This window comes from Bacillus sp. FSL K6-6038 (assembly GCF_038050455.1).
GTDB lineage: Bacteria > Bacillota > Bacilli > Bacillales > Bacillaceae_G > Bacillus_A > Bacillus_A pseudomycoides.
On the sequence record NZ_JBBOUH010000001.1, the window covers coordinates 884,304 to 899,841 of the forward strand.

The 15,538-nt window shown below is 37.0% G+C and carries 11 protein-coding genes and 1 pseudogene; 10 read left to right on the plus strand and 2 right to left on the minus strand.

Annotation, left to right across the window (positions count from 1 at the left end):
• Nucleotide 1 precedes the first annotated feature (1 nt).
• The 4 genes from NSQ40_RS04520 to NSQ40_RS04535 all read left to right on the plus strand — a co-directional run bounded on the left by NSQ40_RS04520 (nt 2) and on the right by NSQ40_RS04535 (nt 2,765).
• On the plus strand, nt 2-505 hold the full coding sequence (locus tag NSQ40_RS04520; RefSeq protein ID WP_258248606.1) for a hypothetical protein: 504 nt from the start codon (nt 2-4) through the stop codon (nt 503-505).
• Nucleotides 492-1,337: a hypothetical protein gene (locus NSQ40_RS04525; RefSeq protein WP_341286066.1), complete on the plus strand. Its 846-nt coding sequence runs from the start codon at nt 492-494 to the stop codon at nt 1,335-1,337. Before NSQ40_RS04520 ends, NSQ40_RS04525 begins: the two co-directional genes overlap by 14 nt.
• 431 nt (nt 1,338-1,768) lie before the next feature.
• Complete coding sequence (locus tag NSQ40_RS04530; protein WP_033796872.1) at nt 1,769-2,260, plus strand: hypothetical protein; 492 nt, start codon at nt 1,769-1,771, stop codon at nt 2,258-2,260.
• Between the two features lie 100 nt (nt 2,261-2,360).
• Nucleotides 2,361-2,765 carry a hypothetical protein gene (locus NSQ40_RS04535; protein ID WP_033796873.1) on the plus strand — a complete coding sequence of 135 codons (405 nt, stop codon included), beginning with the start codon at nt 2,361-2,363 and terminating at the stop codon, nt 2,763-2,765.
• A 656-nt stretch (nt 2,766-3,421) separates the two neighbouring features.
• Here NSQ40_RS04535 and NSQ40_RS04540 read toward each other — a convergent pair.
• Nucleotides 3,422-4,768 carry an MFS transporter gene (locus NSQ40_RS04540; RefSeq protein WP_033796874.1) on the minus strand — a complete coding sequence of 449 codons (1,347 nt, stop codon included), beginning with the start codon at nt 4,766-4,768 and terminating at the stop codon, nt 3,422-3,424.
• A 413-nt stretch (nt 4,769-5,181) separates the two neighbouring features.
• Between NSQ40_RS04540 and NSQ40_RS04545 the strand changes: the two genes are divergently transcribed.
• The 3 genes and pseudogenes from NSQ40_RS04545 to NSQ40_RS04555 all read left to right on the plus strand — a co-directional run.
• Nucleotides 5,182-7,722 (plus strand): MrcB family domain-containing protein, encoded by a 2,541-nt coding sequence (locus tag NSQ40_RS04545; protein ID WP_041488286.1) that lies wholly within the window; start codon nt 5,182-5,184, stop codon nt 7,720-7,722.
• Nucleotides 7,697-10,171 carry a restriction endonuclease-like protein gene (locus NSQ40_RS04550; RefSeq protein ID WP_041488985.1) on the plus strand — a complete coding sequence of 825 codons (2,475 nt, stop codon included), beginning with the start codon at nt 7,697-7,699 and terminating at the stop codon, nt 10,169-10,171. The genes NSQ40_RS04545 and NSQ40_RS04550 overlap by 26 nt, the downstream gene beginning before the upstream one ends.
• Nucleotides 10,172-10,236: 65 nt before the next feature.
• A pseudogene (locus NSQ40_RS04555) lies at nt 10,237-10,422 on the plus strand (PD-(D/E)XK nuclease family protein); the annotation flags it as partial.
• A 213-nt stretch (nt 10,423-10,635) separates the two neighbouring features.
• Here NSQ40_RS04555 and NSQ40_RS04560 read toward each other — a convergent pair.
• Entirely contained in the window at nt 10,636-11,286 is a 651-nt protein-coding gene (locus NSQ40_RS04560) for a 2OG-Fe(II) oxygenase (RefSeq protein WP_097787186.1), read from the minus strand.
• A gap of 447 nt (nt 11,287-11,733) precedes the next feature.
• Here NSQ40_RS04560 and NSQ40_RS04565 point away from each other — a divergent pair, with 447 nt between their 5' ends.
• The 3 genes from NSQ40_RS04565 (at nt 11,734) to NSQ40_RS04575 (ending at nt 15,513) form a co-directional block, all read left to right on the plus strand.
• Nucleotides 11,734-12,594, plus strand: coding sequence for a DnaD domain-containing protein (locus NSQ40_RS04565; RefSeq protein WP_097787184.1), 861 nt, complete (start codon nt 11,734-11,736; stop codon nt 12,592-12,594).
• Complete coding sequence (gene dnaB, locus NSQ40_RS04570; protein ID WP_033796877.1) at nt 12,591-13,877, plus strand: replicative DNA helicase; 1,287 nt, start codon at nt 12,591-12,593, stop codon at nt 13,875-13,877. Before NSQ40_RS04565 ends, dnaB begins: the two co-directional genes overlap by 4 nt.
• A gap of 697 nt (nt 13,878-14,574) precedes the next feature.
• The gene (locus NSQ40_RS04575; RefSeq protein WP_003195598.1) at nt 14,575-15,513 is read left to right on the plus strand and encodes a hypothetical protein; all 939 of its coding nucleotides are present in this window, start codon (nt 14,575-14,577) and stop codon (nt 15,511-15,513) included.
• The last annotated feature ends 25 nt before the right edge of the window (nt 15,514-15,538 follow it).

Sequence of the window (15,538 nt, forward strand, 5' to 3'; positions counted from 1 at the left end):
TATGGCGCAAGCTGTCTCATTACAAGATTTGTGTAAGGAATTAGAGAAAGAAGAATTGATTGCATTAGTGAAGCATTTGGCAGATCAGTATATGGATATTGATATGGCTGTAATGGAATGGTATGCATTACAGAAGGGAACTGAAAAGAAAGCACCTGTATCAAATAAGCTACTTTGGGAATATTGGGACCGAGCAGAAGCAATTATTAGTGACTTTAACGATTACGGCGGTGGACCTGAACATCTTGAATATGATGTTTATGAATATTTGGAGAAAATGACGGACGTATTATCTCAGTATTCGATTTCTACTGAAGAGAAAAAGTTACTCATTAATAGAGTGTTTACGCAATATGCAATCGGTAATTCTGGATTTGATGATGTGCTAATGGACAAAATCTATGAAATATGTGAGTCTGATTCGGATTGGAGACATATGGTTCAGTTACTTCAAAAACACCCTAGTGATTGGAATCGAACGCTTATTTATTATGCGCATTTATAAAGATCAATTACAAGATGGAGAAGCGTATTTAGAGTTGCGCTTACAATCTTTAAAATATGGGATGGACTATTGGGATTTAGTAACATATTACCTGTCACAAAGTCAAATCGATCAAGCAGTTGAGGTAGCAGAAGCAGGAGTAGAGAACGGACAAGGTAGACAAACAGAATTATTCGCATTTCTATTAGATTACTATGCGGAGCAAGAGAAACTGAATCAATTGCAAGCTTTAATAGACCGTGCTTTCCAGAAGCAATCAGATATTGGCCTAATACGTGACCGCGCATTTATATACTTTAAACAGAAGAATGATTATGAAGAGGGAAAAAACATTTTAATACGAGCATTTCGCACGGATTATCGCGATAAAAGCCATTATGAAGATTTTCATTTCATGAAAGAGCACCTCGCAGCTGAAGATTGGGCAGAAGTACAAGACGAGATGATAGGAATTGTTCAAAAAGAAAGTACAAAGGATTACTTGGAAATTTGTTATGACAGTGAAATGTATGAGGAGATATTAGAAGTCATTTTAGATACTAGAAGAATAGCGTTTGAATCTCCCTATACAAACTTTGATGACTTGGCAGATAAACTCATAGACAAGTACCCGAGGGAAATTATTGAATACTATTGGATCAAAGGCTGTCTTCTTATCCAAAACGGCAATCGCAAACGCTACAAGCAAGCTATAAAACACTTCGAAAAAGTAAAAGATATTTACGAAACGAAACTACAAGAACAAGACGTATGGAAAAAACGTCTAGAAGCACTAAAAATACAGCATAAAACGAAGCGAGCATTGTTAGATGAGTTGAGAGTAATTGAATGAATGAAGGAGCTATTTCAGTTTGAAATAGCTCTTTTTTGTGTTTAGAGTCGCGAATTTTGTCGTTTGGCCGATATATGGTGAGAAATGGTCGATATATTTGGAAAAGCGCTGATATATTTGAAGGAACGGTCGATATCGTTTTATTGATTATGATAGTTATGCGAATGTATGTTCTTTTTGAGACGTTTTGTAGTACAATTGAAGACAGATGATAGGGAAGAAAATCTTACTGCAAGAAAAATATATAATCTATTAAAATTGGAGTAGGCGTAGTCATAAATGATACGTCTACTCCGCAAACATAAATGATTACAGCCAGGTTTACCATAACTTCATATAGAACATGCCTCCATGTAGATTGAATCCCAATCATAAGTAAGGAACAGAAATATAATGTTTAAAATTCCAAAAAATGAAAGAGGATGATTGTAATGGGAGAAAAAGAAATCGATTTGCTTCTTTCTCATATGATTATGGATGTTATAGACGAGCATGTCGCTTTTAAATGGGAACCTATAAAAGAACCGTTTATCAATTCGTATACGGGAAGAGTAAGCTATGATTATTCTGGGGAAGTCAAGAAAATGACAAAAGAGGATCTAAAAGAGATTGAAAAGACATTGGGGGAAAATAATGTTTCCGTTAATTTTGATTCTAAATTGGACGAGCTGTTAGGTACAATTCATATTAATAGCTGGACTGCCACTTATACATCAAACTTCGGAAAACATTGGATTAGTTTTAGAGATTTAGTTGAGGAAAAGTATAATGAATGGAAGCATGCTAACTTTGAATTGTCTGATGAAGAAGGTGAGGAAATAAACGAAGAGTTAGCAGAAGAGCTAGATGATTTGTTTTTTTCCTTTTTACGGGATACTTCTCATGAAATTTATTTAGCTAAGCTGTTGAAAAAAATGGAATGATTATATGCTGAAAGCCCGGCAATAGCTCTTTGGTACCATTCATTATATACGACGGGTAGGTTTGTGTGCAGTTTTACAAGAATGAGTGTAACTAACTATTTTGTTGCCCTTGCTTCGTGCAGGGAGAATAGAAGTAAATCCGAATTTAGAACAAGGCCATCGTCATATGGCATTAAAGATGATTAAGTTAGTAGGTTTAGATAAAGAACCGTCGGATAATCCAAATGTCAATGCAGAGCAAAAGGATAGAAGATGGAGAGAAAGAAGAGATGCATGGCAAGTAGCGAAGAGAGCTCTAGATCGTTTGAAACGAAATGATTCTATAGACTTTAGAGAACAAATAGTTGAAACGGCGATAGCGAGAGGGTATTTTTCTATTTGGATGAGTGTTTTTATAAATGATTTAGAGATGTTAAAACTACTCCTGAGAGGCTTTATAGGTACTGCTATTGAATGTTATGATGACAATGGTAACTATTTAAAAAGGGATCAAGGTGCGTTTTAAAATATATTGTAACTGTATGAAATAGGCCCCTTTTGCTTATATCTTTATCTAATAATAGCTCCAAAAACTTCATTGTTAAAGTAAATGATCAAAACTTATTAGTAAATAAAATTGGAAGCTATGAAGGTTCTATATTTCAAGTATTCAAAAACACAGGCACATACAGTTTTTGAGTACATACGGATGGAGATTGGAGCATTACAATAGAAATAGGAAACAAGTAGAAGGAGATTCCTTTAACTGTATTAGGGCCTCATATACGATGTTTTCATAAAACCAGACAGGCCATGATTATTTATTTCGTGGTCTGTTCTGTTTTATAATCCCTTTGTAGCATTATGATTTTTAGGATTTTTTAATTTTGGAAAATTTAAAGAGTGGATTCGTAGTTTTTTGGAAGATGAGTTATTATAGGTAGGGTTTAAAGTGTTTTGTGAAGTGAGAAGAGAGTACCTCTTAATGATAGAAAGATAAGTGGAATTCCAACTTTTCAGCCGAAAGTTGGAGTTTTTTTATTCAATATACTGATGTTTATTACTTCTACATTACTGCTGAAAAATGTAAATAATCAAGAAAGGTTTCTTACCTAAAAAATCCCTTGATAAACAAGGGATTTTTAAGCTGAATTATCGTTTTAAAATAGCTATTTATGACATTTAAGAGTGTCGTGAACCAGACTTGTGAGCAGCTAACGTATTTTCATCGGTCAGTTCGGCCTCGATGTGAGAGGTTTTAGATGACTCAGCCATACGCCAATAAGTGATGAAGCTTATGGCAATGCAGCCAGCTACGTAGAAGTAGAAGAGCGACTCGAGCCCAATACTTTTCAGCCATAATGCGATGAACTCCGCCGTTCCGCCGAATACTGCAACAGTGATTGCGTAAGGGAATCCTACGCCAAGGGCACGGATTTCAGTCGGGAAGAGCTCAGCTTTCACGATTGCATTGATGGAAGTATAACCGGTGACAATAATGAGACCTACCATCATAAGCAAGAAAGCAACGATAGGGTACTTCGTTTGCTCCATGATTAGAAACAGTGGCACTGTCAGCAAAGTTCCGAGGATGCCGAAACCAATCAATAGCGGACGCCGTCCAATCCGATCGGATAACATACCAGCGAGTGGTTGAAGTACGACGAATACCAATAGGGCGATAAAGTTAATCCAGCTAACGACTTCTTTAGGAAGACCTACAGTATTCACCATAAACTTTTGTAAATACGTCGTGTAAGTATAGAAGGCAACAGTTCCACCGAGTGTTAGCCCGACCACTGTTAATACTGCCTTAGGATGTTTCATCAGAGTCCGAATAGTTCCAGCGCTCTCGCGGCTTTCAGAACCCATTTTTGAGAACTGCTCCGATTCATCCATCGTACGACGCAGCCACAATACAGCTACTGCTCCCATTGCTCCGATGATGAAGGGAATACGCCAGCCCCAAGACTTCATATCCGGTTCGCTGAGTATTTGCTGGAGGACGATCTGAACACCTAGTGCTACCAGCTGTCCAGCAACGAGTGTTACATACTGGAAGCTCGAGTAGAAACCACGTCGGCCGCTGCTTGCCATCTCGGACAAGTATGTAGCCGAAGTTCCATATTCTCCACCTAATGACAACCCTTGAAGCAGACGTGCGAGAACTAGAATAATAGGGGCCATGATACCAATGGTGCTATAACCTGGGGTACAGGCAATGATTAACGAACCACCGGCCATGATGGTGATGGAAAGCGTCAGTGCAGCACGTCGGCCGTGGCGATCGGCATAACGCCCCATCAGTAGGCTTCCTAGCGGGCGCATTAAGAAGCCAACGGCAAAGATTGCTGCCGTGTTAAGCAGTTGACTGGTCGAATCTCCCTTAGGGAAGAACTCTGCTGAGAAATACACGGCGAAAGCAGAATAGACGTACCAGTCGTACCATTCAATCAGATTTCCAACTGAACCTTTGAAGATGTTTCCTGTTATGCGCCTTGTATTTGTGCGATTGGTGGATTGAGACATGATTAAAACCTCCCTATTTAATTGAAGTAATTTGAAAAATATCATTATGAACTAAGTATGAAGGCGTATAAATGTAAATAAATTATATCGTTTCGTTTGAAAAATCTCAATATAATGAAAAATAACTCTATTTTATAGTTGAGCAAATTGTTTGGAGGAAATCTGGAAGAGTTTGAGTTTTTTGTGTATGAAAATAAGGGGGAGCTGTAAGTGCTTTAATTGATAGGCGGATTGCTGTGATGGCAATGACTTTGTCAGAAGCGGAAAGACAATACAAAGTAGAAAAGAGAATGTTTGACTATATCTCCTCCTGAAAGGTTATTTAATCATGAGTTATAGCGTATCATTTTTCTTTTGTATATAGTTTGTTAAAATAGTAGTAATTGTAATTAATTGTAACTGCGGAGGTAAAAATGTTGGACCAACTCATAATTGAATTCGCTAAAGTAACCAATCAAGTTAATGACATACACACTAGTAAATCTTATTTGATTATAAAGACAGATGATGAAGGACTATACGTTGAAACAGAACTTTTACGTGAGAAGTACCAAGGAGGAGAAGAATCACATCCATATTTTATGGTAACTTTTGAAACTCTCCAGCAAGCTTGGCAAAAATTCATAAATATACGTACGGTAACGAGTGAAGATTTTGGACAAGTAAGTGAACACAGTGCTTTTTTGATTGCTTTCTTTTCACAACTTCCTTTTGTGAATGTAACTGACTCAAAATCTATTACACTTAAAGAATTTAGAACGGATGACTTACCCTGTGAGCAATATCATAAAGTAATCACTTTTTTAGAAGAGGTAATAGATAATACATATGATCCGAAAGATCTTAGTCACCAAATTGATGGGAATTTATATAGAGTGAAATCTCGTGGACGGCAAGATTTGAGATTATTGGGCTTTTTGGATGAAGCTCATGAGATTAATCGGGCTCTATTAAATGAATATATTGAATCAAAAAATAAGGATGCTTTTATTCGAAATTTGATTTTGAAACAGGAATATTTTCAAATTGTTCTATTTGTACTCGAACTTTTAAATAGTTATTCAAAGGCTGAAAAGAAAGCGGCTTTAGTGAATTTAGGAATGACGATCGTTCGAAATTCACGAGGAGATAATTTAATGGTTGAATCAGTAGCCAAGGAACGTACTCATAATTTGTTAATGTGGCTTGAGAAGGTAGGGTTAATTAACGAGAGGTGGGTTCCAGTTGAACAATATTTAAAAGAAAATGATGAAGAGGACGATAATATGAATAGTAACTTACGTGAAAAATTTTTAACTGTTATGTATGAGTATTTAGAGGCAAGAACGGAAAAATTTGCGGGTCATAAACTTGGTTCAGTCGTTCGAAATGAAATGACAACGGAGGTAACTCGTTTATCTTTTATCGATCATAATCAGTACATTGTTACGGGCTCAGTTGGACAAGGGAATTGGGCCGCCGTGCCATGGCTTGCTATCATGAATAAAGACATTACGACATCGACGCAGAGAGGGTATTATATCGTTTATTTATTTAGTGAAGATATGAAGCAATTATATTTAACAATGGCACAAGGAGTAACGGAAACTTCTAAAGAGGAAATGGAAAAGATTAAGTCTGAGATCCGTCAACATATACAAATGTCTAAAAAAATAAAAAAAGATGATGATATTTTCCTTGGTACAAGTCCAAAAGCGAAGGGATATGCCAACTCTACAGCTGCATACATTCCATATGATGTTGAACAAATGCCAAGTGAAGCAGAATTAGTGGAAGATTTAAAAGAAATGCTTCGCTATTATGAGGGATACATTGCCTTTAGAGAGAAAGGAACTAATCGTGCAGTGATTCACGAGGAGAAAAAAGAAATGGATTTGAATGGGAAGGAAATTGTAGATCATGTATCTTCCTATATGAAAAGCAAAGGTTTCTATTACGATAAGCAAGATATTATTAACTTTTTCCTTTCTTTAAAAACGAAGCCCTTTGTTATTTTGTCTGGTATTTCAGGTACGGGGAAAACAAAAATTGTTCAGTGGTTCGCTGAAAGTTTAGGGGCAACTGAAGAAAATGGACAGTTCACGCTTATTCCTGTGCGACCTGATTGGAGCGATAGCTCTGATTTACTTGGCTACGTGAATATTCAAGGTGAATTTCAGGAAAGACCGTTAATTCAAGTTCTTGAAAAAGCTGCAGGGAATCCGGACAAACCTTATTTTGTCGTGCTCGATGAGATGAATCTAGCACGTGTAGAGTACTATTTCAGTGATTTTCTAAGTGTCATTGAAAGCCGAAAATGGGAAGGAAGAGAGATTGTTACATCGGCTGTTCTTCCAGAATCGATTGTTGGGAAACGAATTACGATTCCATCAAATGTGTACGTCATTGGAACTGTCAACATGGATGAAACAACACATCCGTTAAGTAAAAAAGTATTGGATCGTGCGAATACAATTGAATTTAATCAAGTAAAATTAGATTCCTTTGAGTTTTTAATGGATGTAGAAGAAGTACAGGGAAAATGTGTTTCTAATCATTCCTTGACAGCCACGTTTCTTCATTTAAAAGAATGCTTTCAGCTCAATAAAGATCTTGTGAAGGAAGTATCTCATATTTTAATCGAAGTTAATAAAATTCTTGAACCGATCGGAGCACAGGTCGGGTATCGGATACGTGACGAAATTTGTTTTTATATGGCTTACAATGAAAAAAGTGAACTATTATCGTTTGACGAGGCGTTAGACTATCAAATATATCAAAAAATCTTACCGCGTATTGCAGGGAGCGATGGGAGAACAGAAGAGGCATTAAAGAAATTATATACGCTATGTACAAATCAAGAGTTTGATAATGAAGATATGATGTCTTATGCGAAGTATCCTCGTTCTGCTAAGAAGTTGTCTCATATGTTAAGGAGGTTCGAGTATGATGGTTTCACCTCTTTCTGGATCTAATCGTGATATAGAGCTAGTTAAGATTGAAACAGCGGATTTGTCATTGACTATCAAAGGGAATCCCTATCATGAAAAATACGAGAGCTTAAAAAAACATCAATCCATTGCCTCAGATGAGATGATGCATTTTCATGTGTCTGGAACAAGTGATTCTATCATGGTATATGATGCTCAGTTACAAAAGCTTAGCGAATTAACCGAGCACCCCCCTATCTTTTTCGAGAATAGGAGTTATCAGCTCGTTGTCGTTCCTAAAAATGATCAAGAATTGTCTTTTTACCATGAGCATCCATCTCTTCGAAAGGCAATCAGCTCTACTCAAATGGGTTCATTGAAAGTATTAATGGGAAATCTCTCATTTCCCAATGAAGTAGGCTATACAACATTTGAAATTCGAGATGATAAAAAGTCTCTACTAACAGTCACACTAGAAATTTTTCCATCAAAGCTCGATTACAAAGATGACTATCGAGCTTTATTGGAAGAAGTGAACGATGAAATTTATAATCTAGCATTTCATTTATTAAAAAGAACTTATTTGGGGGCATCAACAATCTATGCTACAAATCCATCTAAAAGTGAATTTTATCATATTTTAAATGACTCTTTTCATAGATTTATGAAGGCAATTTCTCATATTAAAAGACAACCGCATCATGCGCTTACTACACGTCATCAGCTTGTACAAGGAGAAAAAATTCGTAGGCTTGATTCTGTTGGGATGAATTACTTACGAAAAAGACCTCACTTGTTTCAAGAAGTAGGAAGAAACATGCTTCCATCGAAAGGAATTACAGCTTATAAGGAAGTATCCTACGATACATTGGAAAATCGGTTTGTTAAGTGGATGGTTCAGAGGGTGATACATAAAATCGAGGATTTACTTAAATCTTTGGAAAAGGATTCTGGATTTAAGAGTTTGCCAATTGACGATGATTTGATTCAAAACGTAAGAAAAATGAAATCTCGAATGAAAAACGAGTTGAATGATCCGTTTTGGAATGGGATCGGGAAATTGGATCGTTCTGTCTTTTCTCTAGTCATTCAAATGGCTGCTGGTTATAGGGATGCGTATCAAATCTTTCTAATGTTATCGAGAGGTCTCACGCTAAGAGGGCAGATCTTTAAAATGTCTGTAAAGGACGTCGCAAGGTTATATGAATATTGGACGTATTTAAAGCTTGGACAAATTTTATCTAAAAAATATGAAACAGTGAATCAAGATATTATTAAGGTTCGGCAAGATGGATTATATGTGACACTTGATGAAAGTAAAACTGCAAAAAGAACATTTAGGCACCCTGAAACAGATGAAGTGATTGAGCTTTATTTTCAAAAAAGAAATAAAGCATTACCAACTGTCACTCAAAAGCCGGATACGATGCTTGCTATTGAGAAGAAAGGGAAAAACTATCAATACCAATATATTTTTGATGCTAAATATCGAATCGACTTTGCCAAAAATGGTTCCCATTATAAAAGACAGTATGGGACACCGGGTCCAATGGAAGAAGATATTAACACGATGCACCGATATCGAGATGCATTAGTAGTAGATCAAGGTGGACCGTTTGAGAGAACAGCCTATGGAGCTTATGTATTATTCCCGTGGAATCAAGAGGAAGAATATGAGCATCATCCTTTCTATAAAAGCATTGAAAAAGTAAATATTGGCGGTTTTCCATTTTTACCAAACGCGACAAGACTAGTAGAACAATTTCTTGATCATCTCATTGAAAAAAGTCCAGAAGAGATTATAAGAGAAGGAATCCTTCCAAGAGGAACAAAAGAAGAATGGGAATCCTCTTTAGATGAAAAGGTATTAGTCGGTAATGTGAAAACAGAAAAGGATTATGAAACATATATGAAAGAAGGTTTCTATCAAATTCCTGTTTCACAATTAAAACCAGGCTGGCAAGAAATAAAATACATAGCCTTATATGCACCGAAAAAGTGGTATGGAGAAAACGGTGGGATTCAACATGTCGCAAGGATTAAAGATATCCATATAAACAGAGAGAATGTACTACCTGGTGATGAAACAAATGATTGTGTTTATTTCGAACTAGAGCCATGGAAAAAGTTAGGTCATCACATTTGTCCGGTGGGATATGGAATTCAAACATATATGTTAACGAGCATGTCATTATTAAAGGAAGTACAAGAGCTTCCTGAATTATTTATGAAATCGAAAGAAGAGCGAGCTCTTTGGAAAACGCTGCGCCGATTTACGAAACAGGTGAAGGTCGAGCTTGATCATTCTGATTTGGACAAGGCATCTTCCATTAAGGGTTATTATGTTCAAGATGTTCAAATTAAAATTGATTATGAGCAGGGGAATGTGATGGTTGGAAAAGGGGGAGAGTTTAAAGAGCTGGCTTTGGATTTGGTTGTTAGGAATTCTTCGATGTTGTTTAAGAGTGTTTTGGGGCAGTTAAGTAGAGATTAAGGTGTATTGAAAATAATAAATATAACAGGGACAACAATTTGTATATCGTAGGTGAGAATTGTATCATGGACAAGAGATCTAATCTATTTTCATATGCGACTAGTGAGTCATCTCAAGATGCTTTTATTTGTTGGCTAGCAGAGTAGGCAGATCCAGAGTATAAAGAAGCAAACCCAGATTTACATAAAGCGGGTACCGATTTTATTAGAAAGATATATGATTTACATAAAAAGAATTTCCCAGTATCTATTTCTGTCTTATAGATCCGTTTCGAAAAATACGCTTTCTTCACCTGTTCTCACCTCATTTTGTTTGATAAGATCATTATACAACAAAACAAACGTACGTTCTATTAAAAAAGACATTTTCTTTAAAAAAGACAAAACCGATTCATCCCCCACCTTCACTTCGTTTAGAGGAGGGGGTCTTCTCGGTTAAAATGATAAAGTCGGTACATTTACTTGTTACAACAATGCTCTTCTTCTCATCCATTGCGTCGCAACCCATTTTTCACCTTTGATAACAGGTGCACCGCCATGTAAAGTAAGTTTGTTTATTGATTCATCCTGATAAAAATACTCGAAATATACCGCCATTCCTTTTTTTGGAGATACGGAAAGGTTGAGTTTTGGAAAGAAGGTCTCTCCACCTTCTTCTACATGATTTAAATACATCACAAGTGTACTCATACGATTGTTACTTGCTGCCGTACTATTTTCTACAAAAAAATCATAATGAGCTTGATATTCTTGGCCAACTGTATACTTTAAAATCTGCAATCCTTCTCCATGTGGGGCAGGAACATTCATGATCGAAGCGATTCGTCTTTCGATTCTAGTAGTAATCTCGCTTTCTTCTAAAAATGCACCACTGCTCGTCCGAATGTCATTTGTTTTGCGCGAAACACCAATTTTAGAACGTTTCATTTTATTTTTAGACATTTCAATTAACGTTTCACACTCTTCATCACTTAATACATTTGCTAAAACAACAATAAGAGGCTCTTCTAGTCTTGAAATAATTTGTATTTCTCTGTCTTCTGTCACAATGGTGTTCCCTGTGTGGTTGAAAATCGTTAGTTCTGTATTTTTAACTGTTTCATTTTTCGTTGACATTTGCCCCATCTCCCTAAAAAAATGATTAGATAGCATTAATATATCACATTTTTCTCACTATTCATTCTTTACAAAAAAATAGAGTGATGATTGAAAAAGAGGACATGTAGTTACCTATTCAAACTAACTATTCCCACACCAAAATTTTGTTAAGTTAACACAGTTTAATGATACACTGTACTTCTTTTGTTCATAAGTGCAGAAGTCGGCCATGTACAGATTAAAAGAACCCCTCCCAAGCCCCTTACAACCCCCTACCAACAAATAAATCACTAAAAAGAAACAAAATAAAAAACAAAAAACTACTACAAGCACGCATTCAAAAAACAGTGGTCGTAGTAATCGTAAAAAATATAAAATAACCCCGCCAAACTTCCTCCCTTATCCCTATATACATTAAGGAACCACCGATTACATATGTTTCATTAAGGGATAGGAGGAATAAACATGGCAGTATACCGTAATGTGCAGGTGAATTTTTGGCAGGATGATTTTGTACTCGATTTAACACCGGAGGAGAGGTACTTTTACATATATTTGCTGACTTGTTCGAAGACGACGCAATGCGGGATTTATCCGTTGCCGAAGCGTTTGGCGGAGATGGAGACGGGTTATAACCGGGAGACTGTTGAGAAGTTGCTGCAGCGATTTGTTGAGTATGGAAAGATATTGTATGATGCGGAAACGAAGGAGTTATGTATTTTAAATTGGCTGCGCTATAACCCGGTTACGAATACGAATATGGAGAAGTGTGTGTTACGTGAGCTGAAGACGGTGAAAAGTAAAGAGTTTGTACATATGTTTCTGCAAAAATGTTTGGAGGAAGAGATGAATATTCCGCTACTTTTAGAGCATTTCGGTATGCCGGGTGAGTTATCTGAGATGATTCCGCAAGCATCTATTGAAAGCTATGAAGAGGATGAGGAAGTAGAAGGGACGGAGCCAGGTGGTGGTGTGTTCATGTTTTATGAACAAAACTTTGGTAGTTTGTCGTCGTATGCAGCGGAGGAATTAAGTGAATGGATGGCAGATTTATCGGAGGAGCTTGTCTTAAAAGCACTCCAGATCGCTTTTGAAAATAATAAGCGGACGCTTGCTTATGTGAAGGGGATTCTGCGGGATTGGCACGGAAAGGGATATACGAAGGTTAGTGAAGTGGAGGAAGCAGCAGTGAAGTTCCGAAAGAAGGAATCGACTGCTTTGTATGAGACTGAGAAGTTTCTAGAGGAGTGTGAAGAGTGGGAGAAAAACGTACCGTCTGAAGAAGAGTTGCAGAAGTTCCTCAAGGAAGAGGGATGGCGGCCATGAGCATTCAGAATGTTGAGGCTGAACAGACGGTGTTAGGGTCTTTGCTTCTTGATGGTGAACTAATTAAGGAGTGTAGGCTGACCGAGCAACACTTTTCTACGGCTGTGCATCAAGCTATCTTTAAGTTGATTCGGAAAATAGAGGAGGAAGGACAGCCGCTGGATCTTGTTGCGCTTGTTTCAAAAATGGAACCTGCTTTTTTGGCGCAAATTGGTGGTATGGAGTACCTTGTAAATATAATCGAGAGTGTGCCTACTACTGCTAATTTCTCCTATTATGAGGGGCTTGTTCGGAATGCCTGGAAAATGAATCAGGCGGGAAGTATGGCGCACAGCATGTGTGAACGGCTTCTTGCGGAGAAGGATGAGAAAGTAATCGGAGAGACGATTACAAGACTTTGTGAACTGGAAGAGGTGGATTGCACACTTGATTTTGATTTGAAGGATACGTTAGTCGATCTTTATGAAGAGCTTCATCAAGATACAGAAGAACTTACTGGTATTGAGACAGGTTTTTCAGCTTTAAATAAGATGACGTGTGGCTTGCAGGAAGGGGATTTTGTTGTGATTGGGGCACGGCCTTCCATGGGAAAAACGGCATTTGCCTTAAATATTGCGCTTCATGCGGCAAAATCGGGTACGGCAGTTGGGCTGTTTTCTCTGGAGATGAGCAACAAGCAACTATTGAAACGAATGGTTTCTTGTTTGGGTGAGGTATCTGGGAAAAGGCTGAAAAATCCGAAGCATCGTTTTACGATAGAGGACTGGGGGAAAACGAGTCGAGCATTTGCGGAAATTGGGGATCTGCCTCTAGAGATTTATGATAAGGCAGGCGTTACAACGCAGGAGATTTGGGTGCAAGTGCGGAAGCTGAAACGGAAGTATGCAGATAAAAAATTGCTTGTTATTGTTGATTATTTACAGCTCATTACAGGCGATTCAAAATATCGTGGAAATAGGTTTCAAGAAATGAGTGAAATCTCCCGTAAGCTGAAGTTACTAGCACGCGATTTAAATGTGTGCGTCGTAGCGCTGTCGCAATTGTCTCGTGGGGTGGAATCGCGTCAAGATAAGCGCCCACTTTTGTCTGACCTAAGAGAGACAGGGCAGATTGAGCAGGATGCGGATGTGATTATGCTTATGTATCGGGAGGATTATTATGAAAAGGAGACGGAGCATAAAGATATAACAGAAATTCAGATAGCGAAGCATCGGAATGGTCCTGTTGGGATGCTGAGGTTACGGTTTTTGAAGGAGTTTGGGAGGTTTTTGGAGGATGGTTAAAAATAGTCTGGTGAGTTCCACACCTAAAATAATCTTGATTCTTTTTTCAAACAGTTTGGATAAGATTAAGAGGTTGCTAATTAAAACTTCTTCAAGCGGTAGGTAATGTAATCGAATTGAGGTCTATATTAGGAATACAAAAAAGACACTTCATCGAGTGTCTTTTTATTGAAATGATATCTTTTATCCCGCATTAACTGCCCGTAAAAGCCTGATTGGTCGGGCTGATTAAAGTTTCACTTTATCTAGCATATATGGTGAACTAGTTGGTCCACCATGCTCAGATTATTGTATTTACAAGAGAAAGTGATCGGTTGAGCCATATGTTTTCTACTGATACTTCGGACGTGAATTTTTAAGGAAAAGAAAATGGTAAGCCTATACACCTTTTGCTTGCAAAAAACATCTATCTGCAAGAAAATAAAAGAGGTAAGAGTTGTGAATAATGGTTTAAAACCCAATTATTATATTTTTAGTAAAATATCTCTTGTAGATAAAGTTTAAAAGCTACTTTATAAAAAGGTGGATTTTTTATACTTCCTGCTTAGGTGAGATCATATCAGTTCATAAAGAATGTATGGTGGTCTTTTTATCTTTTAATCTCGTTTCGTGACAGTGTTAATACTGGAAGCTATTGAAGAATTGAAGACAACAATAGAGTATTCATATATAACGAATCGAAGAAAGGAAGCTAAATATGGGGATGAGTACGATGAAAAAAATGATTGGTTTAATCGTAGGTATAGTGCTAATTATTTTTCTTTTTTACTATCAGAATCATTCTAATTCAGATCGAAAAGAGAAGATATATGTTGAGGATTTTAAAGGGACAAATGATTCTGATAAAATTCAATCAGCTATTAATAAAGCAAAGGATAATAAAATAAAGACTGTTTTGCTTGATGACAAAAAGTACAAGATTACTTCACCTATTGTTGTGAAGCAAGGTGTTAAGTTGTTATTCGGGTATGGAACACAGTTTATTGTTGATGGTGACTTCAGGGTGATTGAACTTGAGAAGAATGCTTCAATTGAAGGGGCCTATATTGCCATTGATGATGCGAATTTTAACTCGGAAGTGATCTATTTAGATGGTAAACATAAATATTATAACACTTGGAACAAAACACATATAAAGGATATAAATATCATCAATTGGTCTGAAACGAACAAGGGGACAGGGATATCGTTATACGCTGGTGGAAGAGAACATGAGATTTCTTTTGTTAACTTCGAAAACGTTAAGGTAGTAGGAATGAAGAATGGAGTAAAGTTAAAAGTGGATAAACCGAATTCTGGATATGCTTGGATAAATGCTAATCGGTTTCTGAATTTTTCTTTAGAGGATTGTGTAAACATGATTTACATGGATAGTCATTCAACGATACCGAATGAGGCTAGCGGGAATCAATTTACCAATTTACAGATACAACCTTCAAGTAAAACAAAAAGTGTTTTGAAGGTGAGCGGGCAACATAATGAGTTTCATGGGATGTTGTGGGATTTGAACCAAATCAATCATGGAAACACGATTGTTGAGCTTACGGATAAGAGTATGGATACGACCATTGATATTTCTTCTGTGCCTACGAGCAGAATCTCTGATAGGGGACAAGCAAATAAAGTGAAACAGTAACTGTAAGGTTCTCTCAATCGGACAT